This window comes from Pseudomonas sp. RIT-PI-q (genome assembly GCF_001297125.1).
Taxonomy (GTDB): domain Bacteria; phylum Pseudomonadota; class Gammaproteobacteria; order Pseudomonadales; family Pseudomonadaceae; genus Aquipseudomonas.
Genome location: NZ_LHPC01000054.1, coordinates 1 through 24,276, shown reverse-complemented (window position 1 = coordinate 24,276; position 24,276 = coordinate 1). Strand labels below are relative to the sequence as shown.

Here is a 24,276-nt window from a genome sequence, read left to right as displayed (position 1 = left end):
TAGCGATTCGCGCTTTATACGTAATCTGCCCTGCTTATTTTGGAGGCGCCGAGTGGATTCATCTGCGCCGATTCAAAGGCCGCGTCGAATCTACGCTCTATATCGACCTTTTCGACACAATCCAGTAGCGCCATGGCCATCGGTGACTGCGGTGACCTGTCTGCCAGGACGAGCCCGATCGTTTGGCGATGCACGGGGTCAATCATATCCAAAAAAACAAGGTTGGTTGATTCACCAAAAAAAAATCTGAAACTATGCGGGACGATTGCGCACCAATGCCCGAGCCGCAAATGCGATGCCACTCCCAGGAACGAATTACTCGACACTTTAGGCTTAAGACTCACTCCTGCGGTGTCAGCGATTGCATCGAGGATACGTCGGTTTTTCATGTCTTCGTTTAGCATGCAAAGCGTTGTTTGAAGAATTTAAAGAGATCGATGTGGGTGAAATGATCAACCACCTTGACGAATGATCGCAAAAGCGTGGTCGCGCAATGCCGATATCGAGTAACTACCTCTGAGCAGTCAGATGCCTGGCATCTTCAACCTCCCCTCCAAAAGCTCAACTTGCCTTTGTAGGGGCCGAGGCGCAATGAAGGGTCGGTTACAATCAGATGTTGCCTCAGCCACTCAAACGAAAGGAAGTAATTACCATGGTGTGTACGGATGTAGCTTCTGCCATTACCAAAGCCCGGCCAGGCATCCAGAAGTATCTGGCCCTGATGGATCAAGTGGACAAGGTGAATGTCTCGACTGATGCAGTATTCCAACGGGCTTACAACGGGTTCTACCGAGTCCAACGGCGCCAGCCATCTTGGTATTATGCCTATTACGAACTGATGGAGGAGTTGAAAGGTTCGAATCCCACTTTCGGTGATGCTCTCGACCGATTCTACGAAGCTACGCAGCGCTACGAACCGTCTTTTTCCAGCAAGCTGGTCGCGACATTAAGTCCTGACAGGCCCGTATGGGACAGCCATGTCCTTCGCAACATCAAGCAGAAGCCTCCAGCCTACTCCTCCCGAACGAAGATTAATGACGCCAAGCAATGCTATACGCGTATGGAAAATTGGTACCAGACCTTTCTGACATCCACTGAGGGAGTCAATTGGATAAAGCAATTCAACGATCAGGTGCCAGAGCACGACAAGCTAACTGATGTTAAGAAAGTAGATTTCATCCTCTGGCAGATGCGCGGCTAACGATTCGACGGTTCACGATATGAGACCAGAGTGTGTAAAAACGCTTTCGCGAACCCTTGCTATGATTTCTGAGGATTTCATCGCAGGGATTGCCCATGAAGCGCTTCATCCAAGGTGAGCATCGAGGCCAAGGCACCTTATTTCCCGAGAGCCTCGACGACTACGTCAGCGATACCAATCCGGTGCGTGTAGTCGACGTCTTCGTCGACGAACTGGACTTAGTCAATCTGGGTTTTGAAGGTGCCATTCCAGCCGATACTGGCCGGCCTGCTTACCACCCCGCGATCTTGTTGAAGATCTACATCTACGGCTATCTCAACCGCATCCAGTCGAGCCGACGTTTGGAGCGAGAAGCTCAACGCAATGTCGAGCTAATGTGGCTGACCGGGCGTTTGATGCCAGATTTCAAAACCATCGCCAACTTCCGAAAAGACAACAGCAAGGCCATTCGAGGCGTCTGTCGCCAGTTCGTTGTGCTCTGTCAGCAGTTGGGACTTTTCGGAGCAAATTTGGTCGCCATCGATGGCAGTAAATTCAAAGCAGTCAACAACCGCGACCGCAATTTCATCAGCGCCAAACTGAAACGGAGAATGGAAGAAATTGAATCGAGCATCAACCGTTATCTGACGGCACTAGATGCTGCTGATCGGCAAGAACCCACAGCCTCCGAGCCCAGCGCCGTGCGGCTGGAAGAGAAAATCGCCAAGCTCAAAACTCAAATGAAAGAGCTTCAAGCGATCGAAATCCAGCTCAACGAATCGCCGGATAAACAGGTCTCACTGACCGATCCGGACGCCCGCTCCATGATGACGCGCGGCACGGGAATCGTCGGCTACAACGTGCAAACAGCGGTCGATACCCAGAACCATTTGATCGTTGCTCATGAGGTCACCAACTTCGGTTCCGACCGCGATCAACTTAGCTCGATGGCGAAGCAGGCTCGCGATGCCATGGCGTCAGAAACGCTGGCGGTGGTAGCTGATCGAGGTTACTTCAAGAGTGAAGAAATCCTTGCCTGTCACGACGCGGACATCACTGCCTACGTGCCAAAGCCGATGACTTCAAGCGCCAAGGCGGATGGTCGATTCAACAAAGATGCTTTCGTTTATGACGCGACGAAAAACGAATACATCTGTCCGGCTGGAGAGGCGCTGCCCTGGCGCTTCTCCAGTATTGAGAAAGGCATGAATATGCACTGTTATTGGAGTTCGAAATGCCAGGGCTGCGGGCTGAAAACGCAGTGCACGCCGAGCAAAAATCGTCGAGTAAGGCGCTGGGAAAATGAAGCGGTGCTGGAGGAAATGCAGCGTCGGTTGAACGATGCACCGGACATGATGCGAATCCGAAAAAGGACAGTTGAGCATCCCTTCGGGACGCTCAAACAATGGATGGGCTCAACGCATTTCCTGACGCGCAAACTGGTCGGGGTAAGCGCGGAGATGAGTCTGAATGTACTCGCCTACAACATGAAGCGGGTTATGAACATCATCGGTACAGCAAGCTTGCTGAAGGCGATGGCGGCGTAAAGTCTCGGTTTTCTCTGCCCCAGAAGGCGCTAAACCGCCACATAACCGCTTTGGAACGTCAGTGCCCATCACGGAAAACGCTTGGGCAATCGCATCGCCCAGGAACGCCTGGTTTACGCACTCAAGATACGAAAGCGTTTTTACACACTCTGGAGACGTAACGCGGTGCAGAGAAATGCCAGAATGATTGCATTTTGGCAAGCATGCCGCTGCACCGCCTGAGACTGGCCGGAATTTCTGCCCTGGATCGCATGCAATATGATCATCAATCCAAAGCCCCCTCTACTCGCTCCACAACCTAGGCGCACCGAGAACAAAGCAGTAGTAGCCGACAACGTATCGAAAGCTGAGTCAAAAGCTTCTGAAATGGTGATAGAAACAGTAAAAATTTCTGATCGGACGTTGGCGGTGTTAGCCGAACAGATAAAAAATCTCAGTGGAGCCAACAAAACCGCCGACAGCGTTGATGAAGCATTCGCGAAAACCCGCGTTATGCTGCAAGCAGCAGCCTCCTCAACGGACGTCTCCAGTGATAGCAGTGCCGTGTCAGACCTCAAGGAATACATAAGCAACGGATCAGAGCAACGGTCGCAGGCCAACCTGAAAGAGCTTGCTATAGATAACCTATATGCCTCAGTTTAGCGTCGCTGCCATTTCAGGCCTGTGTTGATGAGTGAGCCAGTTTAACTATATGTCGGGTTGAACTGGCTTTTCGAAGGCATTGCTCCAATGAGCAGATTTGCACACAAACTCGAAACCACTACGATCACATTACATAGGCAGGAGAGTTAGTCCGCTGGTGATTGGTTTTTCCCCAACGTCAGATTCACCGCCAACCCACTATTCACAGCCGTCTCCCCGGTTTCGGCAAGCATGCGTTCCAGCCATTTCACCTGGTCGCGCCGTAACGATCCCTCGGAACACGTCCCATCACCTGTCCGTTCCAATAGCCGTTTACGCTTGTCGGTCTGCGACACGGTGCTGTTCAACAGATGCATTTCCACCAACTGACGCAGCGGCCTATCAGCCCCAGCTAGTCATGTTGAGCAACGCCAGCAACTCTTTGACGCTCAGATGAGGGTCACGAGCGATAAAAAAAAATGCGTTGCTGTACTCGGCTAAACCCGCGACGCTCGAGCTTTTCGTCAGCCCTCGCGGTGAAAGTCTGATAATCAAAAAAAGCTTCAATGGCCTGTTGCTGAGTACTGTGATCTTTAAGGTCAAGCATATTGGCGTATCCGCTCAGGCCATCGCAATTTGAGTCAATTAGCTTGACTCATCTCACTTTAACTTCGCTATAGGTGACCACCATGGCTTTTTCCGAACGTGTCTCGCGCCTTAAAGGCTCTTTGATCCGTGAAATCTTTGCCGCTGCTCAGCGGCCGGAAGTAATGTCGTTCGCTGGCGGCCTGCCGGCCGCAGCCATGCTTCCGGAAGTTGAGTGGGCGGGTATGCCAGTTTCCATGGGTCAGTACGGCATGAGCGAAGGCGAGCCACTGCTGCGCGAAGTCTTGGCTGCCGAGGCGCGCGCGCTGGGTGTGCCCTGTGAGGCAAGACAGGTATTGGTAGTCAGTGGCTCCCAGCAAACGCTCGACCTGACGGCCAAGCTCTACATCGACAAAGGCACCGAGATCCTGCTCGAAGCACCGACTTATTTGGCGGCCTTGCAGATCTTCCAGCTATTCGGCGCCGACTGTCTGACTGTCCCACTGGACGCGGATGGCCCTAACCTCGCCCAATTGCGCGCGCGGCTGGAAAAGCATAATCCGGCGTTCATTTACCTGATTCCAACCTTCCAGAATCCGTCCGCCGTTCGCTATAGCGAAGCCAAGCGCGATGCCGTGGCCGCCTTGCTCGATGAATTTGGCGTGACCCTGATTGAAGACGAGCCTTACCGCGAACTGACGTTCGACGGCGGCAGTGCGACGCCGATCGTCAGACGATTGAGAAAGGCCAGTTGGATCTACACCGGCACTGTGTCGAAAACCCTGCTGCCGGGGCTGCGAGTTGGCTATCTGATTGCCAGTCCAGATCTATTTCCGCACTTGCTGAAACTTAAACAGTCGGCCGACCTGCACACCAGTCGGGTCGGACAGTGGCAGGCGTTGCAATGGCTGGGCACCGAGAAGTTCCAGCATCACTTAAACGAGTTGCGCGACTTCTACCGGGTCCGTCGGGACGCGTTCCAGTCTGCGTTGGATACGCATTTTTCAGATCTGGCGGATTGGAACCTACCGCAGGGTGGGCTATTTTTTTGGCTGACGCTCAAGCAGCCGCTGGATACCCGAATTTTGCTCAAGGCGGCGCTGGCGGTGGATGTGGCTTTCATGCCAGGTGAGCCGTTTTTCCCCGACCCTGACAACAATCTGGGTCATCTACGCCTGAACTTCAGCCACATTGACCCTGCAAGACTGGGCGAGGGGCTGGAACGGCTGGCGGTGGTAGTGCGTCAGGCCCAGTTAACGCAAGCCGCCTAGAGATGCTGGTGAGCGATTGCCTAATGTGCGCATCAGTTTTGTACTGTCGGCCTTGTTCTTCATGCCGGTCTTTCAAGGCATCGCCCAGTACGGCAATCCAGCGTTGGAAACTTTTCGTGCGAGCATCAGTGTCATCATCGAAGGTGGTGATTGCCGCGAAAATCAGCCGTTCGTTGGTCAGTTGTTCCAGCCAAAAGCGACGAAGCTGTGCACACGCGCCCGTTCCTACCTGTCGTCCAACAGCGTGCGCTACAGTCTTCACCCGGCGGCGGGCGATCTGCGGCTGATCATTGGCAGCACTACCCTCAACGGGTTTGATGAAGCTGCCACTCAGTAGCTTCAGCTAAAGCGTGGAATGCCATTGCAAGCCGATCCGACGCAGATCAACGCACCGATGGAGGTGCTGCTGCTCTTTTGCCTGATCTTTCTGGCAACCATGGTCTATGGCCCACTCGGGGCGTTCCTGGTTGAGCAGTTTTCGGCGAAAGTACGCTACAGCGGAGTGTCGGTTAGTCTCCAATTCGGAAATGGATGGATCGGTGGGTTCGCGCCTTTTATAGCTACTGCACTGGCAGTGAGTTCGGGAGATATTTTTCATGGTTTGCTATACACCATCGGTGTTGCACTGCTGTCGACGGCCGTAGCTGTGATAGTTATCCGCGATAAACATCACGTTGAGATGGGCACCAAGGACGCGGCCAGCGTGACTTTAGATATGCAGGCATTACCTCGATAACCATGCTGAAAAAAAAGCACCCCAAAAGGGGTGCTTTTTTAATTTAATCATCGTGAACCAAGCCTTGTCTTCCCAGCTTTCAGCAGCTTCGGTCATAGAAAAGAGTGCGCTCAACCACCTTGCTCACCAGAATTGGCACTCTTGCCTCAACCCGGACAACCCTCAGTACCAAGGATTCATAGGTCTATCGATCGACAAGCCCTTTACTTTAGCCGTCGGAGAACTGCTATCCCATTCGATGGCAGAATACTCATATGCAAACACTGTCCCATCACTAAAACTGGCTTTTATCTCAGAGCTATAGTCACCCCCCAGCGTAAATTGAGGTGAAGCGGCCCCTGAACTGATTGATGCATTGGCCTTAACCCCGGAGTCGACCTTTTTATACAGCTCATTTTCAAACGAGACAGCTGTTCCAGTAACTATAACCGGGTTTTTCTGCCCTTTGAGCAAGGTTAACGCCGTTAAATTTTCCGGTGCATTCATCTTGTCTACCAATTTAAATGGGTCTAGCGTTCTGAATATTACATATCGAGATTTCTGACGCCTCTGAATCTCTGACTCAATGGCCGCGTCCACATCAACAACGCCAGGCTTGAACTTTCCCTCTGCCTGGATTGCAGCTCTTGCAGTTTCATCGGAGTAATACGTTGTTTGCGCTACCACCGGAAAATCTACAACCTTGATCGTTCCTTTAGGATCAAATCGATTGCGTCCAGACGTCTCAATAACCCCTATTGCAAACTGGGTGGCAGAGAACGCTTCAGTTTTACGCCACGCCGCGCCTTGAATGTCAAGATATGCGTTTGATGTGGCACAACCAGACGCTAAAAGAGCAGCACAGATCACTAGTGTTTTCATATTGTCTCCGAGTTGTAATTGAAACAGCGAAAAATTAGCGACCACTACAAAAAACTCAGTAATACTCAAAGCCCTGCTGATGGTTGCTTTAAGTTAACACCCTCTCTTCCCTCCTTCACACGCCACGCCATACTCACCGACTCATATATATAATCAGCAATCGCAGCGTGAACTCTGAAGTCAGGATGAAAAGCACCATTCATTATCGAAGGCGTATCATCATTCTGGTACAGTACTGAATCGTTTGTATTTCTAAACCAACGAACCTTAGAGCTGTCATAAGCCCAATCATCCCACGGAGCAATGGGGTACCATTTACCGCCGACAATATGTGGATACAATGGGATGAGTTTTGATTCTACATTGCCTTCTTGAGAGTCTTTACGCTCAAATCCCGCGCAAATTCCGTGCATCTTAACTGTATCAAGGTACCCATCAACCAACGTCCATCCATATTTGTGCGCGCTATCCTTCATTTGCTGGTACAGAGGTTTTATCAATCCGTCATTCATAACTTTCATTTCATCTTTGGTAAACCGCAGCTGCCATACAGAAGGCCTAAAAAATACAGGGATACTGTATCGAGCCTGTTCAACCACATCGGCACTCCTGTCTACTCCGCAAAGCGTTTTACCGTCCTCGAGGTAACTCGGATTTGGATAGGCGGTAAGATAAACAGTGCCCTTCCCTTCTTCCGCCAACCCTGTCGAGATAAGCTGCTGCTGCATATAACTATAATAGGTTGGCAGCCAATATTTAATTCTATCCCTGCCCACAGGCTTATTTTTTTCGCAAATACGTTGATCGGTTTCTTTTGGACATACAGGTTCTATTTGATTGTTTGTAATATTAACTGCTCGTGCACCGGCAAAATTTCTGCTATCCGCAGGAATTGTTGCCCATGCTATCGAGGGGGCGAAAGCCACGTCATTACCTCCGATGCTCAGCAGTATTGCATCTGGCACTCGAATTTCGCCCACGCATTTTTTTATAGGTGTAACAGTTTTAACCATATCCTTCGAACCGGTATGCCCTCGATAAATTGTTATATCACTTTCCTTCAACCTACCGTCCTTACAAAGACCGGTGACTGCCATATTGATTTGGGAGTCGATAACCGTCTTTCCACCTCCAGGGGGATTTTGTTGGGGGGTAAGCACGCCATCAAGCACTTCTGCCCCAGAGCACGCCAACGGCATCAACGTTATGCTTGAATGTTTGTCATCTCCTGCAAGTCGGAGCGCGGCGAGAACTTGCTGACTTAACATTGACCTGTGGCACTGCCCGTTGAACCATTCTGCTTTTTTAGCCACCCAGTGGTGGGTGAATAACATCCAGCGGCCATTTTTGAACGCATCATTATTGCTCTGATAAAACGACTCTAGGCCATTGCGATCAACAACAGTAGGAATGTCTGGGTTTCCTTCTCCTGACGCAAACGAATCTCCCATTCCGAGTATGAGACGATCACGAATAACGACTGATGTCTTATCCTCAAACCCAGAAGAGGGCGAACTCACATACAGTATCGCGTTTCCAGTGCCAAATTGTGTTATCGCAGCAAATTTGAAGTCGCTCCTACAAGGCTTTACGGCACTTACGTCCTGATAAACCCACTTACAGTCACCTATAGGTGGATTTGATAATCGTGCAACTACCTTTTCCACCTTAGGAAAAACGTACTCATTAGAGAAATTGAAGCTGGCGTCTGAATTTTTTTTAATTCTCAGATTATAAATTGGTGGGGGTATTGCGCGGCTGCCTTGTCCAAAGCGCTCGACTACGAAGTCAAGCGCCGTTTGACCTTTTTTAATATTGAATCCAGCCCCTTCGCCCCCATAATCAACTAATCGAAACGGACTTTCAACCTCCCATTCTATCGAAGCACTTACATCACCTATAGCGAACAAGCATGTAGCTGACAAAATCAATTCTCTCATATCCACTCCAGCCAAATTACTGGAATTAAAATTATATGAGTATCGAATACATCAGGCGTCAAACACTCCTGAACTGACATCCATCGCCGCTAAAACCAAATTGCACGTTTCTCAAACCTTAAGGGACAGCTGCTCACTGGTAGCATAGCGGCGAAATAAGCATGATCAAGCCGACGCCGTCAATTTTTCATGACATCCTACTTTCCTTTAAATGGCATGTAGGCCGCTCGCATTCGATATATAAAAAATTGTTTGCTAGCACTAATTGCTATTAGGCTTTGAAATCCTGACGAGCAACCCGAAAAATGATGGCTCATACAAGTCCCAGTGAAGCCCCTTGAGGGTAGTCTGATGACCGTAGGGTTAATTTATGCCGCTGATGACGGCGCGACGCGTCTAGCCTGTCCACAATAAGGTCACGAAAATAAAGGTACCACCCTCATGCTGTAGATAATTTGTACGCTTAAAAATCAATGAAAATATGACTTCACGCATGTGTTTTTGAGTGAGCCAGTTCAAGTACTTGTAGGGTTGAACTAGTTTTTCGACTATTCCGAGGCGCTGGTCGCATTAATTGCGACGTGTTCATCTGGCTCCTTTGATGTCGCGCAATCCAGATTCCCAGCCAGACAGTACCGCCCGGTGGGAAAACACCTCACAGTACCAGGGCTGGTACCTCCAGCGCGGCCTTCGATTGGCTCGTCCAATCGAATAGCACCAACAGTTGCCGCAACCATAACCATGGGAGACGCGTCGACCTTGTGTGTCGTCATCAGCTTTTCGCTCGCCCGCCATGGGATTTTCGAAACTTCATTTAGTTAACACACTGAAAAAAAGGCTTGATTCGACCCCAATTAATAGCAAATTGACACCCCTGATCGATCACTGGCATCACCTGTCAGTATCGGACGTTATGGTCGGTGCATCTTCCAACGGATTTGGGCAGTCAATCATGACCTCACCTCTACACGACACCCTGGCTATTCGGCTGGCGGGCATCCTTTTGCAGCTCAATCAAGGCGAGTCAGTTTGCCGTTACGATTTAGCTGAGCAGTTTGGGGTCAGTGAACGAACCATCTACCGCGACCTGAGCAGACTCGCCGATGTTGTCGTTCGCTTGCCAGATGGGCGTTACCAGCTGGCCCCGGAGCACCAAGGCAAACTGCAGGCCCAAGATCTTGAAGTGTTCGCGAAACTTACTGGCGTCAATCAGCTGTTTCCAAACAGTGGGCATCGATTTTTTCGTTCGCTGCTAAACCCTGATGAGCATCGCAATTTTCTCGTCAAAGCCCATCATCACGAAAATGGACAACCCAAAGATCTGCAGTTCCAGCAGTTGAACAAGGCCATTCGCCAACACCGGCAATGCCGGTTGGTTTATGCAGAAAAGCCGCGCACGCTGTTTCCATACCGTTTGGTAAACAGCAAAGGCATCTGGTACCTCGCTGCCACCGAAAATGGCCAGTTGAAAGCCTTTACGCTGAGTCGCATCAGCCTGTTGCACATCACCGATCAGACTTTCGTCCCTCAACCACAAGTACATCGTCAAATCGAAGATGACGACGACATTTGGTTCAGCAAAACGAAGACCCCAGTGCGGCTATCCGTTGCGCCGGCGATTGCTTACTACTTCCTGCGCCGCCCGGTGGTGCCTGGACAACAGATTGTTCAGACCTTGGAAAGTGGCGAGTTAATTGTCAGCAGCTTGATCAGCCACGCTAACCAGATCCTCTCCATCATCCGTTTCTGGATTCCTCACGTGCGAATTCTAGTACCCGCATGGCTTGAGGCGCAGCTGAACAACGAACTCAAACACTACCTGCACTCCCCTACTCAAACCATGACAGGAACCGAGCAATGAACCCATCGGTAAACGCAAGTGAGTCCAACGATCAGTCCCCGCTGGACGGCGTAGTACTTGGAAGCGATGCCTACCAGGAGCAACAGGCAAAGGCCATCGAAACCCAGGTATTCGGTGGCGAGGATAACGCCGAGGCGACGGCTCAGCTGCTATCGGAATTTGTGTATTCCAGCGAACAGCATGCGGACATGCCCGTTGAAGAATGGCTAGGCGAAGAGTTTCACAAACACCCTGCCCTATGGCAAAGCGACGACGAACGCCTGACAGCCGCCAAAGATGTGGTCGCGTCGGTTGTTCGCTTCAATGGCTCTGCCAAGTCGTTGCAGGCTCACCTACTGCGCGGTCAGAGTGAGGCTAGCTGGATCGCTCGCGAAATGGAGAAAGGCGCTGCGGTTAGCGGCTCGTTGGGGGTTGGGCATTACGCCGCCAGTATCGATGTGGCTCTTGCTGAAGCAACTGCTGGCGCCCGGGTGATGATCACCAACAACAATGGGGACATCAGCTTCTCACCAAACCTTGATGGATTCATTGCCGAGCAGCATCACGTCGACACCTTCAACATCGACGCGGTAACCAAGGGCAGCGAGTATCGGGCTAAAGTCGTCAACTCCAACGGCCTCAATTCAGTTGACATCGTGATCGTCGACGGCCAAGGCAACGTGGTATATGAATACCAGTCCAAATACGGCAGCGACGCCACAGCCACCGAGCAGCTTTTCAAGCGTGGCGAATACGGAGAGCAGAAACGGCTGGTTCCTGAGGGGCAAGGCAAAGACATCGTCAACAGCACCGAAGTTGTTGAAATCGACGGTGTGCGTTCCGAGCCTCTGAGCAAAGAACAGGCTTTGAAATGGCAGCGTAAGGCTCGCGAAGAAGCTGAGGCACGCCAATATGAATGGAGTGACACCAACCGAATCAACGTAGCGAAACAGATCGGCAAACAAGCGTTGATTGGCGCAAGCATCGCTGCGGGATTGCAGGGTGTACGCATTCTGGCGCGACGAACCTGGAATAGATTCCAAGGGCGGAAAAACCCACCTGCCAGCGTTGATCTCAAAAAGTTCCTCAACAGCTCGCTGAGCAGCACGACTCAGGTGTTCACTCAAGTCGCTGTCAGTGGTGCGCTGGTAGTCGCGGCAAAGAACGGTCTACTCGGCAAGGTATTGAAAAGAACCCCTGCGGGTCAGATCGCCAACATTGCTTGTATCGCACTCTCCAACACAAAAATCCTCTACCAACTCGCTACAGGCCAGTTATCCAAAGAGGAAGCACTCAACCGCATGGGGCAAACCACCACCTCGGCCGTTTGCGCCATCGCGGCAGGCTCTCACGGTAGTGCGATTGGTATGGCGATAGGCACCGTATTCGGGCCACCAGGCATCGCCGCTGGCGGCTTTATTGGCGGCATGATTGGAGGTATGGCCGGCGGTATAGTCGGCGATCAATTGTTCGAGGCAGGAAAGAGTCTGGTCAAAACCTCGGTCGCCGTGGTTAATCGCGTGACTTCAAGTGTTGTAGAAGGCGCAAAAAATCTTGCCCGCAGCCTAGGTAATTTCGCAAAAGGCTTGTTCGCATGAGTGCCCTTAACAATGCATCGTCTCTGAACGACAAGCTCCATGCACATCTCAGCGCCGGTTACCCCGGTTTTTTCATTCAGTCCAGCGAAGAAGCCCGAGTTGATCGAATTCTTACGCTGGCCGGGGTCAATCTGCAGTTACATCTTATGGAATGGAACCTGGCCTACGGTTGGGTCGACTTTCACACCAAGCAACCGCGTACCGAAGCCACGCAAACCGAACTGGCCTACTGCCTGCCGGCGCTGGCGGATGATGATCTTAGCCGCAAGCTGATCGTGATCAAGGATGCCAAGGCTGCACTGGAAAACCAACCGTTGGCGATCGCTCGTCTCAAGCAATTGCTCAACCGGATCCAGCGCCATCATCGCGGCGAATGCGCTGTCGTACTGGTGGCAGAAAGTCTGTTCATTGCGCCGCAGATTGAATCTCAAATCACTCTACTGCCGCTGCCATTGCCTGGCCGCGAGGAAATCATCGATCAAATCGAATCCTTTTCCGATGAGCAGAACCTGATCATCCCACAAGCATTGTTGCCACGCTTGGCCGCCACCTGCAGCGGGTTGAGCGAAGAAGAGATTCGCCAGGTGCTGGCCATGGTGCAACAGCCGCACCCGGAGTTGAACGATGCCGCACTCGGACTGATTCATTACGAAAAAGAGCAAATCATCGCCAAGAGTGGCGTACTGGAAATGGTCAAGGTCGGAGAGACGGCCAGTGACATCGGTGGCTTGGAAAACCTCAAACTGTGGCTCAAACGCCGCGCTGAAATCTTCCGTCGACTGGACGAGGCCGAACGCGCTGGGGTGACCGCACCGAAGGGAGTATTGATTGCGGGGATGCCCGGTTGCGGTAAATCCTTGACCGCCAAAGCCGCCGCCCACCTCTTCCAATTGCCGCTGCTGCGTCTGGATATTGGTTCGCTGTTAGGCAAGTACATCGGTGAAAGCGAGCACAACATGCGCCGCGCCCTGACCATGGCCGAAAGCGTCAGCCCGTGCATTTTGTGGATCGATGAACTGGAAAAGGCCTTTGTGGGCATGGGCAGTGGTGAAGGTTCCGAAGTTTCATCCCGGCTGTTCGGTTACTTCCTAACCTGGATGCAGGAGAAAACCGGCGCGGTGTTCGTTATTGCTACCGCCAACAACATCAGCGCCTTGCCGGCGGAGTTACTGCGCAAAGGGCGTTTCGATGAAGTGTTTTATGTGGGGTTCCCCAACGCCAAAGAACGCACGGCCATTCTAGGCATTCACCTTAAGGAAGACTGGCAACACCTCACTGAGCAGCAGCAACAGACACTCGCAGCCCTCTGTCGCGATTATTCCGGCGCCGATATCCAAAACGCTGTCGGTGAGGCTCGTGAAAGTGCATTTCTCGACGGACAAACCCTGACCCACGAAGACATCGAACGCGCCATCCGCGCTACAGTTCCTCTGCGCGAGACGCTGAGGGAGCAGGTCGGCAAATATGAGGTGTTGTTTGAAAAGCTAAAGCTCAAACCAGCCTCCAGAATCGACGGGCTCAGTATCGCGCAGATGATTCAACACGCCGACAGTCCCAATCCGGTGCGTCGAAAGGAGGTGGCCTGTCACCTGGAATGCCCTGATGATCTACTGGAAAAACTCAGTGCAGATAAAGACGTGGAAGTGCGCCTGAGCGTTTACCGCAATCCCAATTGCACCGAGCGGTTGCTGGCGAGCTACTTGAGTAAAGACAAAAAAGCACCGGACTTCGACATGTCGATTTATCGCCTCAGTTGTCTTCACCCGAGAGCACCAATGGATCTACTGGCCAGTGAACTGGGTAAATGGGATGGCAGCGACTATATCCAGGAGGACGCATTGCTAGCGTGTTCGCACCTCACCGATGAGGTCAAACTGGCGCTGTTCTGCAACACAAAAAACCATCAGACCCGTATAGGAATCTGCCAGCAGGCGACACTGTCGGTCGAGTTGCAAGGGCAGCTCATCGAGGCCCTATGGGACACAAGACTCTCTCAAACTTGCGTGCAATTTATCCTGCTCATCACCAACCCGGCGCTTGACCCTGGGTACCACAAAAAAATCGCCAATCACAAGACAGACCAGATCATCGACGCTCTGATTGGTTTGGAGAACCTATCAAATGAGGCGCAAATGGTGATACTTGCCGACAGCGATCACTTCCTCAAGCTTGCAAAAAATCCAAACATCAGTCGACACGTCCAACTTTCGCTTCTGTTACAGGCGCTTCCTGATTCGGATGCGGAAGCCGTTCTGGACGCGCTTAAACCCGGATCGAGCTCGGTTTTTTTCTACAACACCCTTTCCTGCCATCCATTTCAGGAAAGCCATTTTGAAGAGGCTTATCTCGAGCTTTCGAAAAATCCAAGCCTCGACCCGGACGTCGTAAGAGTCTTGGTAGCCTATGAGCAGAGCGACGAAAACTCGCCAATAATGCTGAACCTTGCCGGTAACCCTGTCCTGCCCAAGCAGTGGCAACTTGAATTCGCCAACAGCGACAATCATTGGCTCAAAACCAGTTTGGCGGCCAACCCCAACCTCAGCGACGTGGCAAATGCCCGTTTGAGCGAACAAGGCATCCAATCATTTGTCCGCGAAGACTATGCCAGCAAAGCCTCCCCTGTGGCGTCGCACAAAAATCAAGGCGCTACCAAACCTTCAGCAACAAAACAAACTACCAGCGGCGTAGTAGCTACATCCTTTTCTGGGAGTATTTTCAACCCGGGCACAAACCCTATAAACGGTTTTATCCCATCGTGGTTCAAAACGTATAAGCCCTGATGATGCACATGTATTTGGCTCATTGCCTGTTTCGGTATGGATTTTAACCATCTCGGAACGGACTGTTCGGGTTTTGCAGACTGAAGGGCTAATACAAGGGTAAACGCATGTTTATACGCTCGACGGGATGGAAAAATCCTTCCCCCTCGCTCAGTGCTTCACGCTAGTACTCGAAAAGGTAATAAATAGGGCAAGCGGTGCCTGGCGTAGTCTGTCGACCTCCTCGGTAGGCTACGTCAGTTTAAGCTTCGCAGCGGCAGGCTTGCGCTTCCACCTAGATTGCTAATAACTCTTACCCACAGTAGCGGCATTCATCTGACTCGTTGCCAGCGAAAAATTGCTGAGATACAGATCGGTTGCGTATTCAAGCTCAAGGAGCTTCGTCGACCTGCGTCCTAGTAAGCTTGTAAACAAGACCTTGAGCACTTGGTCCACTGTACGTCCCGTCCTTGAAAAGCACCCACTCGTATCAACCACCGAGCGCCAGCCGCTCAACCATCTCGATCGCCTTTTTCCGTTCCTTCCCTTTCAACGAATGGAAGCATTGCAGCAAATACGCAGTCTCCTCGTCTTCACAGTAAAACCAGGCAAGTGGCAAACCCAATGTGTCCGCGATTTGCTTCGCCGTACTCTCACCTGGCGAATGCACCCCTTTCTCATATTGATTCATACGGGCCGAGGCCGAAGCCGGCTCGAGCCCGGCGTCTATACCCAGGCGCTCTTGGGAAATCCCTGCGGCCGTACGGGCTTGTTTTAAACGCTTGCTGAAGGTGGTCATTCTCTACGCCCAAAGGCTAAGAGAATCTTAGATTCTAATTGACCACTTACTAAGACTTACTTAGGATTCAGCAGGAAAGACCTTTTTGATATCGACTTGCCATACAAGGATCAGATTCAGCATGAAGGAAATGAAAATAGTTGATGGCCGGCTCGACGAAAAATCGCGAGGGTTCGGTGGGGATATGGTCAGCTATCACTTTTGGAAAATTGATGGCAAGAAACTTGAGACGCTCGAGATCCCCGATGGTCTGGACGCCCACGTTAAAGCGGGTAACCACGTTCGAGCGACCTATCAGCAGGGCAAAGATAAAGTCAATCGGATCTGGGCCATCCAGGTCGACAATGAGCCCGTCCGATCAGTTGTGAACACGTCCTTCATCATTGTGTCTCTGGGGCGGCTCGTAATCCTGCCCTTGGCAGTCGCAATATTTACTATTTTCGTTGCATATGGTTTCTGGGAAAACAGCTCCAACCATAGAGGCTTCAACGGATCGATGTATCAAATGACTTGGCTGGTACTTAATTTATTGGTCTGCTATCGCTACATGATTAAACCTATTTTGAGCACGACGCGTGGCGTAAAGGCGTTTCGTGAATTTTGTGCCAACCGCCCATCCTCCACTACGGCAGCCGGGTAAAACCGAACGCACACAGGCAAATCTCAAGAGAGCCAAAAATGAATAATGTTGAGTTGATTCAACATCAAGCCGAATGTGTTTTTGGCAACAAAGCGAAAGCAGATCATTGGTTGAATCTTCCGAAATCTGCCTATAGCGGTATCTCACCATTGCAAGCCGCTTACAACGAAGCGGGATACGAAATCGTAAAGGCTGAACTTGAGAGAATCCGCCACGGGTTTTCCTGCTAACCCTTGTGAATCCTTAACCAGACCCGGGCTCAACATGATTGTTTTTGATCTGAACACAAATGACAGCGAAGCACTCCTGTGGCACGTTGAGACGTTCAGCCCGAAGTCAGGCGATGCGCGCGAGGATGCTCGATTGCGAGAGGCGCTGACTGAATTGCGCACGGCCCTGCTATCGCATCTAGAAACACCCACATCTACACTTGCCCCTGAACAGGATTGGCGGATCCAGGGTCGGGACATAAGCCAGCGGCACACCGGCATTTCTGACGTTAGATGAAGATCACGCCCCCTCTCGAAGGTCAGCTGTGGAGGCTTGCAGTGGTCACGCTCGGAGCGCAAGGGTTGGAGCAACTGGTAGCTGAGCGCCTGGCGCATTTTGTGATGACTCGAAAGGTCAACATGTATGGTTTTCTACGACTTGAATGGCTTGGCCAAGAAGCGTTTGATGCCCTCCGTAATGGCCTGCGTCTGGCGGGAGCCGATCTTACGTTTATTTGCGATGACCCAATGAAGGTCGCGATACTACATTGTCATTCCAGTCATCTACTCAAAAGCATCGTCCAGGGGCTTCCTGTGCAAGTGCTGCCTGAAGACCTGATTGAGTGGCGATTGCAACTCGATTTGGGTGTCTGACTTCATCCTTTAAAGCGAGCCTGACCATCTTTGAGTAATGAGAGGAAGGTACGACGTCCTGCAGACACCTGAAGCGCCTAACTACGGGGCGTATTGCTGAGCAGGCGAAGGTGTCCGGGTTCGCAGAGCGCGCCCTTCAGACACACACTCCAGACTCCAGGCGGCCTATGAGGTCAATCACAGCCTTGGCCTCCACACGAGACCTCATCATGTCCAGCGGCAATCTTGAAGCCAGCCCCATCGCGGGTGACCTCATCCATTCTCTCGCTATTTCAAGATCATTTACGTATAGCGAATAGGCTGCATCCAAGGCGCCGACAAGACTGCACAAACGATCACTTTCGACTGTGTTCAATCTCCCCGTGGCTACCCTTCTAGAAAACGCTGAAGGCGTGATACCCAAGTACTCGCGCAGCCGTCCCTCGAGTACGTTCAAGACGGTCGCCACTCGCTTGTAAAACAAAAGAGGCAAACCCTGATGAATCCATTTATGTAGCTGCGCGCCGCGTGAAGGTAAACCTATCATCGCCCATACATTGACTGGAACAGACCCGACGGGGACGTACTCTTTTACGGATAAGTCCATGAGCAGAATGTACCTCTGGAACGTCGGGCTGAATGTCATCCAATGTTACTTGCGACTCCTCCTGCCTTGCCTCTTTGAATCTCATAACCCTTCCTATCTATCAATTGAAAACTCAGCAATCCAGAGCACGCAAGACTGCGCTGTAGATTTGTGGACAAAGTGCCACTAGACATCACCATTCAGACTCCGTAGCGTTCGGCTGACATAGGACTGGTACGTCTCAAATTATAAAGGACTTGTCATGGGTGAATGGTCAAAGAAATTGGGTGAACGTGGGGAGCATGTTGTTGAGACTCTGCTCAACCTCATCGGGTGGAAAGCAGCGCTCAAAGGAACAAGCATCGACTGCGTCAAACCAAAGCCACACAGCACGTCCGAGAACCCGAGGCAGACGCACGGGGCAGACTTTATCTTCAGTTGCCTGTCCCCCCTTGAGGATGGTGTGCTCAAGCACATGGTCATTTCGTCCAAGTTTTCGAGTGTGCTCTACCCCACTTCACCCGGAACCAAGTTCAAAGAACACTTTGTCGATCTCGCGACAACGGTTGAATGCTTCAATCGCTCGACCGTGAAGAAGTCCATCAATTTGGGCTACACCGATGCGAGCTCCCAAGCGATCGCAGGCGTCCTGTTCTGGCTCAGTGCGAAATCAGACGCCGAGGCCGATGTGGTCACTCAGGTCGCCGGTTCACGCAAGCTTGATGACTCCAATTATGGAACCATCTACGTGGTTGACAACTACCGCGCGAGCTTCCTGTTCGACACGATCACTTACGTCAGAAACACGTTCGAAGCTGAGAACGTGAGCTTCCTCTATCCCTCTACAGGGAAAAACGTCAGCCCCATCCAAAGACTGACTAACGGCCCGATTTTACCTCCCGAGTACCTCAACAGCGGCCTTATCCCTTTCTTCGTTCAGGAGTATGAAAAGAAGCATTTGGTGATCTGCTGCCAGGATAGTTTCAGCGAGGAAGCGGTGAAACGCATGATTGGATTTTCGATGGCGATCGCCTTGGAGTTCCCGCATAAGGTCACGCTTGCCTTCCCTGACTTCAACTACGTTGAACACGAGGAAATCGCGAACATTGCCAAGTTGGCAATCGCGAACAAAGAATTCGCCTCCATAGTAGATGTGGAGTCTTACCAGGCAGATTTCAGAGGTTGATACCGTGAGTAATCAGAATATTGACTCGATCCTGCCGCAAGGTGAAGCTCTGCGCACATACCTCGCCCAACCCTACATCGGCGCCGCTGATATCAAGACAGTGCTGAAAAGTCGGGGCGTCTTCATCAATAGTCAGGAAAAGGAACAATCCATTCCTGCTCTGACGTTGTCCCTGATCAGGCCCAGCGAGTTCTCGCAGCTCCAGCTTGCTTATACGACGAAGGAAGACAATCCGAAAATCACCACCCAAACCATCAAGTGGCAAGGGAAAAACACGCTGCTCGATTCAGTTCCCGACTCAATCGACGTGAACAAACTCCTCGATCTCGACTTCGTGAATTTCAAGGTACTGGGCACGCCTGGTTTCTATCCCGTCAACAAAGACCTCGACACTATCAGGATGGACTACCTTCTTGAGCGTATTGATCGATCCAAAAGCTGGGCGGATTCGCACAAGACCTTCAAAGGGTCAATCGAGATCAAGAAAAACAAGGCCCAGGACGAACTGATACTGATCAGCACGCATACGGCGCCGGAGACAAGAACCACGAACAAAGCGATGTCCAAGCACTTGGTCTCGCACTTCAAATCAGTCAAGCAAATCGACGAGAACGAGACCGTCACGGCCATCCGGTTCTGCGATTTTACCAATGAGAACAGATTCAAATATCTGTTGGGCCTGACTCAGCACAGCACGTTGGTGGCCATCTCGTTTATCGAGGTCGTGGACATGGGAATAGCGCCGGATCCCGACATCCTGCTTCCAATCGAATTGGAGTGGATGAAAGAGAAAATACGCAACCTGGATCTGAAGGGATTCAGCTTGGAGCATTCGGACTTTCTCTCCAATGTGTCCTATCGGCCGAGCTTGTTCTTGCATCGCTTGGATGCAAAATTTCGCTTCAGCACGTCGGGCCTCGATGGTAATTGCGTTATTTCCCTTGGCTTTCCAGAATTCTCTGCCGGACAGAATAAGGACAGCGAAATCGAGTTACGGATCAAGCAGATCACCTTCGACAATACCGGTAAGTCGATTGACAAGAACGATGCGAAAGAAACGATCCTGAAGGAGCTGGAGTCTGAGAAAATCGAGACATTCAAGACGCTCTCAATCCCTGGAAAACCTGTATCGCCCCAGGCGCTGTCACCTACTTAATAGATGAACGACCCAGCGCCATTTCGAACTCGGAGTGGCGCTACAGGTTTCGTGTAAAGCGAACCTCAAGGGGACGTGAGAGTCATACCCAGTTTTTTTCAAGCGCTTATCTCCGCCGCTTCGGCGACTGATTTATCTCATGACCCATGTTAACGAAGGCACAGATCACACGATGTTTGACCGCCTACGCCGCAAGAAAAATGTGAACACTCTCAGTGGAATAAATTACAAGGAACTACCGGGTTACGGAGTGGCGTCCGTTGATGACTTGCGCTTTGAAGCTATCGAATTCGAAAAATCCATCGCTCGATATATCCACCGAAAATCGGGTGTTGTCCCTCGAGAATCACTGGGGCACATCATCCAGAAAATACTGCCTAACTACCCCATGTTTCCTGAAATGCCGGAGCACTGGCCCAATTTTTTAGACGAAGCCAAGAAACTCAAAATGCTGAGGAACAACGTCATCCACTCCGATTTCGTTGATATTCCACCGCTTGCGGAGGTTTACAAACGATTCAAGAAAGCGAACGAAACGTTGAGACCGTTCAGAGTCTGTAGCGCAGGCCTGAGCAGGTTCACCTACATCCAGTGGCGTGATGACACCCTGCTATTGAAAATCGACGAGAGTCGATATGAACTGAAAGTGGATGACATCAAAAACCTGATGATGGAGCTTCATCCCGCAAGCAGAGGTGACGTGTATTTTCTCAGGGGCAAGCTCATCGTCAGTAAGGTGCTCGATTACCACTACGAAAAGATCACCTATTTCATCGAAAACCATGACCCTTTTGAACTGGATATTGAAGAGTCGATGGCGTTAGAAGGTATGCTGGGAAGCCTCCTGGGGCGGCATTTTTACAGCCAGTAAGTAGCTCAAATGCTGAAGGGATGGGAAACACGGAAAAGGTTACACAGGGTGCGAGCGTTCATTGCGCTTATTATCCAGGTTGGCCGAAGACCTCCTTACTGACCTGTCACGAAACTCGCCAAGACTGATCCTCGCTGTCACAGCACACTCCTTTGCCCTCTTGGACATGCTAACTCTTCGAAAGCAGGCCGCATTGGGTGGCACCTGAGCAGCAAGGGCGACGAGTTAACTCTGCTGAGCTGCTCTCTGGGCCCTGCCAGTCATACGCCTGCATTGCACAGGCGCTCAACACTTTCGCTAGTGACGACTTGGCTACACGGCGTATCTAAGATTGCTGACGCGCCGTCATGCAGGCTGTCAGTGACTTCGCATCTTTTGGCTCATGTCCTTGCCGCAAACGCAGCGCTGGTATCGCCGCGACCACCAGGACAACTGCGATGACTTTCATTCCGTTCATGGCATTGCCTGTACTTTGCTCAATCACGCCCATCACCGAGGGGCCGACAAATCCACCCAGCAATCCACATGAGTTGACGAACCCTAAGGCGACTTAACCGGACGCTTACTGTTCTCTGACCTTGCTGACGATGTAGGCACCGATCGGAATGGCCGAAGTTGCAGCCGGCGAAGGCGCATTACACACGTTCACGCTCCTTTTCGTATTTACGAATAAGAAGTCATCAATAAGCTTACCGTTGTTAGAAACAGCTTGAGCACGAACGCCCGCAGGGTAAGGTGTCAGATCCTCTTTTTTGATCGATGGGCAATATTTTTGTACTTGCTTGAGATAGCCTCCCTTGAAAAGAGAATTTTTCATTTCGATAAGACCAGGTTTGAAATTTGCCTTAAGCACCTTCAAAACCCCTAGCGAGGTGAAGATCTCAAACATATCGACCAAGGAAAAATCAGTTTTGTTGTAGCCCTCACGCTTGAGTGCCAATACGGCATTCGGCCCAACGGTTACCGTGCCATCAATCATCCGCGTGAGGTGCACACCCAAAAATGGCATAGATGGATCGGGTATGGGGTAAATCAAATGATTCACAATTTGGTTGTGCTGTTTGGGCAACAAGTAGTATTCGCCCCTGAAGGGGCAGATCTGAAATTCAGGTTCAAGCCCGAGCATTCTGACCACCCGATCAGCCATCAGACCTGAACATGAAATCAGGAAGCGAGCCTGGTAATCCCCAGTCGATGTCGTGACTACGACTTCTTCCGCACGCTCATCGAGTGCAGTGACCTCAGAGTTGTAGCGAATTACACCTCCCGCCTTGGTAAATTCTGTCGCCATCTGCTTGGTGACTTCGGCGTAGTTCACTATGCCGCTTGAGGGAACAAATATTCCCCCTAGCCCGACAATATTCGGCTCTCTCTCACGAAGCTCAGCAGCCGAAAGCCATTCACGCTCAAGGCCATTCGCTTCAGTACGCTCCCAAAGGGCTTTCATTCGCTCCATCTCAACTTCGTTCGTCGCCACAAGCATTTTGCCGCAGGCGTCATATCGAATTCCGTGTTGATCACAGAAATCTTTGGTTGCTCGGTTTCCCTCCAAGCAGAACTTAGCCTTCAGACTGCCAGGGGTGTAATAGACGCCCGCATGGATTACTCCACTGTTATGACCAGTCTGATGTTGGGCGGGGCTCGATTCTTTTTCTAACAAAAGAATTTTTGCATCCGGGTATTCAGACGCCATTTGCATGGCTGTAGACATCCCCACAATGCCGCCACCAATGATTACAAAATCGTACACAGCTATCACCTCACAAGGATGGCGGGCAATCAGCGGGCCACAGCAACTGCAGCCCACCGTTTGATTAGTTAGATGTCTGGCCGTGGTGATGGCCAACCTTCGGATAGCTGAAATAGCCACGTTGACGCATGAGCTCCCGACGGAGCCCCGGATGCGCGGTGAAGCGGTCACGACCATGCAGCCAAAACAGGTTGTTGATCAACACAAACGAGCCAACTGGGACGGGAATAGAGAGCTTCGCATCACTGGTTTCCAACGACTCTCCGAGCTCGTACAGCCAAGTACCCTCTTCAAAGTTTTCCGGCTGAACAAATTGGTCGATGTAGCGCATGGTTGGACGCCCCTCACCATCAGTGTCAAAGATAGAATGGAAGACATCCTCTTTCACATTCTTGCTCGGAGGAGCTGTCCAACGCAGTGAGCGGCGGGCCAGCGGATGTTTATAGAACTTATCCAAATCAGCCCAATCGTCCAGATGCAAAATGAGAGAATTGCCACCCTCCATATTTTGCTCGTCGATCTTCATCATCAACACGTAGTCAGTGATCTGATTCACGAATGTTCCATCGTTGTGCAGTTCCATCACTCGATGCGGTGCACGCAGATAGCTGTCCGACTTGTCCACGTTCTCTACAACAAACCGTGCATAAAACTGCCCGCTCATTGCATCGAAATTTGAACGCCCAAGCAAATGCGCCACGGCGGTTGAAAACTTGACCATGTCTTCCGCCTGGGAGACATCGTTCAAGCCTTCAGGCCTGACCAGCAGCCCCCCCGTTTCACGATCCATTAGCGTATTCACCAAGAAGGGGCGCAGCGTTTCGCCACAAATGCCGTCCAGAATTTTGCCAATCTGAAACCGCAGAAACGACTTGTATTCAAGTGCCTGAACTGGCCATTCGGATACGGCACTGAGAAACGCGTCGACGGTCGCCTTAGGGAAGGTGAGTTCCAGGAAACGTTTGGACTGAGCAGAGGGCTTTAAAGAGAAGCCCACGTGCTCAGCGGGCTGTTGCATTACCGGAGTGTTGATCTGAGAGAAGGCGTTCATTGGCTATGTCCTGGCGTAGTGAGTGTGGGCGCTTTCCAGGGCGTCTGGTGAAGCGACGACTAACAAATATCGCCATTTCGTTAAAATGTCTACGTTTTTGATATACGCCTACAAGAAATGATTTAATCGCCATTAATTTGACCTCATGAAATATGGGCATCATTAGGAAAATTTGACGATGAGTGGTCGCAATGGAAGAGCTTGAGCCGGAGCTGAAATCTGCATTCGATGGTTACGCAAGGCTCAAGAAGGACATCATCCGTGGCGTGTTTCCGGCTGGTCAAAAACTATTGATGAGTGCCCTGAAGGATCGATATGCCCTGGGAGTCGGCCCCCTCACGCCCTGAGCCTGTCCGTCAACCTGTGACCACCTCCATCGGCGCCACTACCAGCGTTGATCCACGCCGCGTTAATGCCTGCAAGTAAGCCTTTTCGTCATAGACGGTGCTGGTTTTCC

The 24,276-nt window shown here is 51.2% G+C and carries 22 protein-coding genes and 3 pseudogenes; 16 read left to right on the top strand and 9 right to left on the bottom strand.

Features of this window, described 5'->3' with window-relative positions:
* Nucleotides 1–14: 14 nt before the first annotated feature.
* A complete protein-coding gene (locus AEQ67_RS36905; protein WP_059407067.1) occupies nucleotides 15–404 on the bottom strand; it encodes a LysR family transcriptional regulator substrate-binding protein in 390 nt (129 codons plus the stop codon).
* Between the two features lie 248 nt (nucleotides 405–652).
* Here AEQ67_RS36905 and AEQ67_RS28330 point away from each other — a divergent pair, with 248 nt between their 5' ends.
* The 3 genes from AEQ67_RS28330 to AEQ67_RS28320 all read left to right on the top strand — a co-directional run bounded on the left by AEQ67_RS28330 (nucleotide 653) and on the right by AEQ67_RS28320 (nucleotide 3,369).
* The gene (locus tag AEQ67_RS28330) at nucleotides 653–1,201 is read left to right on the top strand and encodes a hypothetical protein (protein ID WP_059407066.1); all 549 of its coding nucleotides are present in this window, start codon (nucleotides 653–655) and stop codon (nucleotides 1,199–1,201) included.
* Between the two features lie 95 nt (nucleotides 1,202–1,296).
* Nucleotides 1,297–2,727, top strand: a complete 1,431-nt coding sequence (locus AEQ67_RS28325; protein ID WP_059407065.1) for an IS1182 family transposase — start codon at nucleotides 1,297–1,299, stop codon at nucleotides 2,725–2,727.
* A 258-nt stretch (nucleotides 2,728–2,985) separates the two neighbouring features.
* A complete protein-coding gene (locus tag AEQ67_RS28320; RefSeq protein ID WP_059407064.1) occupies nucleotides 2,986–3,369 on the top strand; it encodes a hypothetical protein in 384 nt (127 codons plus the stop codon).
* Nucleotides 3,370–3,515: 146 nt separating this feature from the next.
* On the opposite strand, the pseudogene AEQ67_RS36425 reads toward AEQ67_RS28320, so the two are convergent.
* Nucleotides 3,516–3,955, bottom strand: a pseudogene (locus AEQ67_RS36425) (MarR family transcriptional regulator).
* Nucleotides 3,956–4,037: 82 nt separating this feature from the next.
* Here AEQ67_RS36425 and AEQ67_RS28310 point away from each other — a divergent pair.
* The 3 genes from AEQ67_RS28310 to AEQ67_RS28300 are packed head-to-tail and all read left to right on the top strand — an operon-like array spanning nucleotide 4,038 to nucleotide 5,940.
* Complete coding sequence (locus tag AEQ67_RS28310) at nucleotides 4,038–5,204, top strand: aminotransferase-like domain-containing protein (protein ID WP_059407063.1); 1,167 nt, start codon at nucleotides 4,038–4,040, stop codon at nucleotides 5,202–5,204.
* A gap of 16 nt (nucleotides 5,205–5,220) precedes the next feature.
* Nucleotides 5,221–5,541, top strand: coding sequence for a hypothetical protein (locus tag AEQ67_RS28305; RefSeq protein WP_152974918.1), 321 nt, complete (start codon nucleotides 5,221–5,223; stop codon nucleotides 5,539–5,541).
* 18 nt (nucleotides 5,542–5,559) lie between these two features.
* Entirely contained in the window at nucleotides 5,560–5,940 is a 381-nt protein-coding gene (locus AEQ67_RS28300) for a hypothetical protein (RefSeq protein WP_059407061.1), read from the top strand.
* A gap of 162 nt (nucleotides 5,941–6,102) precedes the next feature.
* Here the strand turns inward: AEQ67_RS28300 and AEQ67_RS28295 are convergent, their stop codons facing one another.
* Both AEQ67_RS28295 and AEQ67_RS28290 read right to left on the bottom strand, forming a co-directional pair.
* Entirely contained in the window at nucleotides 6,103–6,801 is a 699-nt protein-coding gene (locus AEQ67_RS28295; RefSeq protein ID WP_059407060.1) for a hypothetical protein, read from the bottom strand.
* A gap of 65 nt (nucleotides 6,802–6,866) precedes the next feature.
* Nucleotides 6,867–8,741 (bottom strand): hypothetical protein, encoded by a 1,875-nt coding sequence (locus AEQ67_RS28290; protein ID WP_059407059.1) that lies wholly within the window; start codon nucleotides 8,739–8,741, stop codon nucleotides 6,867–6,869.
* A 763-nt stretch (nucleotides 8,742–9,504) separates the two neighbouring features.
* Here AEQ67_RS28290 and AEQ67_RS28285 point away from each other — a divergent pair.
* Genes AEQ67_RS28285 through AEQ67_RS33435 form a run of 3 tightly spaced genes read left to right on the top strand, consistent with a single transcriptional unit; the run spans nucleotide 9,505 to nucleotide 14,959 of the window.
* Complete coding sequence (locus AEQ67_RS28285; protein ID WP_201782099.1) at nucleotides 9,505–10,602, top strand: helix-turn-helix transcriptional regulator; 1,098 nt, start codon at nucleotides 9,505–9,507, stop codon at nucleotides 10,600–10,602.
* Nucleotides 10,599–12,179: a hypothetical protein gene (locus AEQ67_RS28280; protein ID WP_059407057.1), complete on the top strand. Its 1,581-nt coding sequence runs from the start codon at nucleotides 10,599–10,601 to the stop codon at nucleotides 12,177–12,179. The genes AEQ67_RS28285 and AEQ67_RS28280 overlap by 4 nt, the downstream gene beginning before the upstream one ends.
* Nucleotides 12,176–14,959 carry an AAA family ATPase gene (locus AEQ67_RS33435; RefSeq protein ID WP_063854481.1) on the top strand — a complete coding sequence of 928 codons (2,784 nt, stop codon included), beginning with the start codon at nucleotides 12,176–12,178 and terminating at the stop codon, nucleotides 14,957–14,959. The genes AEQ67_RS28280 and AEQ67_RS33435 overlap by 4 nt, the downstream gene beginning before the upstream one ends.
* 469 nt (nucleotides 14,960–15,428) lie before the next feature.
* On the opposite strand, the gene AEQ67_RS28270 is transcribed toward AEQ67_RS33435, so the two are convergent.
* Complete coding sequence (locus AEQ67_RS28270; RefSeq protein WP_059407056.1) at nucleotides 15,429–15,737, bottom strand: helix-turn-helix domain-containing protein; 309 nt, start codon at nucleotides 15,735–15,737, stop codon at nucleotides 15,429–15,431.
* A gap of 121 nt (nucleotides 15,738–15,858) precedes the next feature.
* Here AEQ67_RS28270 and AEQ67_RS28265 point away from each other — a divergent pair, with 121 nt between their 5' ends.
* The 3 genes from AEQ67_RS28265 (at nucleotide 15,859) to AEQ67_RS28260 (ending at nucleotide 17,240) form a co-directional block, all read left to right on the top strand.
* Nucleotides 15,859–16,377 (top strand): hypothetical protein, encoded by a 519-nt coding sequence (locus tag AEQ67_RS28265; protein WP_059407055.1) that lies wholly within the window; start codon nucleotides 15,859–15,861, stop codon nucleotides 16,375–16,377.
* Between the two features lie 38 nt (nucleotides 16,378–16,415).
* The gene (locus AEQ67_RS34365; protein WP_082377976.1) at nucleotides 16,416–16,607 is read left to right on the top strand and encodes an MbcA/ParS/Xre antitoxin family protein; all 192 of its coding nucleotides are present in this window, start codon (nucleotides 16,416–16,418) and stop codon (nucleotides 16,605–16,607) included.
* A 273-nt stretch (nucleotides 16,608–16,880) separates the two neighbouring features.
* Entirely contained in the window at nucleotides 16,881–17,240 is a 360-nt protein-coding gene (locus AEQ67_RS28260) for a hypothetical protein (RefSeq protein ID WP_059407054.1), read from the top strand.
* A 136-nt stretch (nucleotides 17,241–17,376) separates the two neighbouring features.
* Here AEQ67_RS28260 and AEQ67_RS28255 read toward each other — a convergent pair whose 3' ends face one another.
* Nucleotides 17,377–17,766, bottom strand: a complete 390-nt coding sequence (locus AEQ67_RS28255; RefSeq protein ID WP_201782100.1) for an antitoxin Xre/MbcA/ParS toxin-binding domain-containing protein — start codon at nucleotides 17,764–17,766, stop codon at nucleotides 17,377–17,379.
* A 301-nt stretch (nucleotides 17,767–18,067) separates the two neighbouring features.
* On the opposite strand from AEQ67_RS28255, the gene gapS4a reads away from it, so the two are divergent.
* The 3 genes from gapS4a (at nucleotide 18,068) to AEQ67_RS28240 (ending at nucleotide 21,018) form a co-directional block, all read left to right on the top strand.
* The gene (gene gapS4a / locus AEQ67_RS28250; protein WP_059407052.1) at nucleotides 18,068–18,991 is read left to right on the top strand and encodes a GapS4a family protein; all 924 of its coding nucleotides are present in this window, start codon (nucleotides 18,068–18,070) and stop codon (nucleotides 18,989–18,991) included.
* Between the two features lie 4 nt (nucleotides 18,992–18,995).
* Nucleotides 18,996–20,147 carry a GapS4b family protein gene (gene gapS4b, locus AEQ67_RS28245; protein ID WP_236710412.1) on the top strand — a complete coding sequence of 384 codons (1,152 nt, stop codon included), beginning with the start codon at nucleotides 18,996–18,998 and terminating at the stop codon, nucleotides 20,145–20,147.
* Between the two features lie 139 nt (nucleotides 20,148–20,286).
* Nucleotides 20,287–21,018, top strand: a complete 732-nt coding sequence (locus AEQ67_RS28240; protein WP_236710411.1) for a hypothetical protein — start codon at nucleotides 20,287–20,289, stop codon at nucleotides 21,016–21,018.
* 325 nt (nucleotides 21,019–21,343) lie between these two features.
* Here AEQ67_RS28240 and AEQ67_RS36420 read toward each other — a convergent pair.
* The 3 genes and pseudogenes from AEQ67_RS36420 to glaH form a co-directional block, all read right to left on the bottom strand.
* Nucleotides 21,344–21,562 (bottom strand): annotated as a pseudogene (locus AEQ67_RS36420) (MFS transporter); the annotation flags it as partial.
* A gap of 18 nt (nucleotides 21,563–21,580) precedes the next feature.
* Complete coding sequence (gene lhgO / locus AEQ67_RS28235; protein WP_059407050.1) at nucleotides 21,581–22,768, bottom strand: L-2-hydroxyglutarate oxidase; 1,188 nt, start codon at nucleotides 22,766–22,768, stop codon at nucleotides 21,581–21,583.
* Nucleotides 22,769–22,832: 64 nt separating this feature from the next.
* A complete protein-coding gene (glaH, locus tag AEQ67_RS28230) occupies nucleotides 22,833–23,819 on the bottom strand; it encodes a glutarate dioxygenase GlaH (protein ID WP_059407049.1) in 987 nt (328 codons plus the stop codon).
* A 191-nt stretch (nucleotides 23,820–24,010) separates the two neighbouring features.
* Between glaH and AEQ67_RS34355 the strand changes: the two are divergent.
* A pseudogene (locus AEQ67_RS34355) lies at nucleotides 24,011–24,157 on the top strand (GntR family transcriptional regulator); the annotation flags it as partial.
* Nucleotides 24,158–24,276 lie beyond the last annotated feature (119 nt).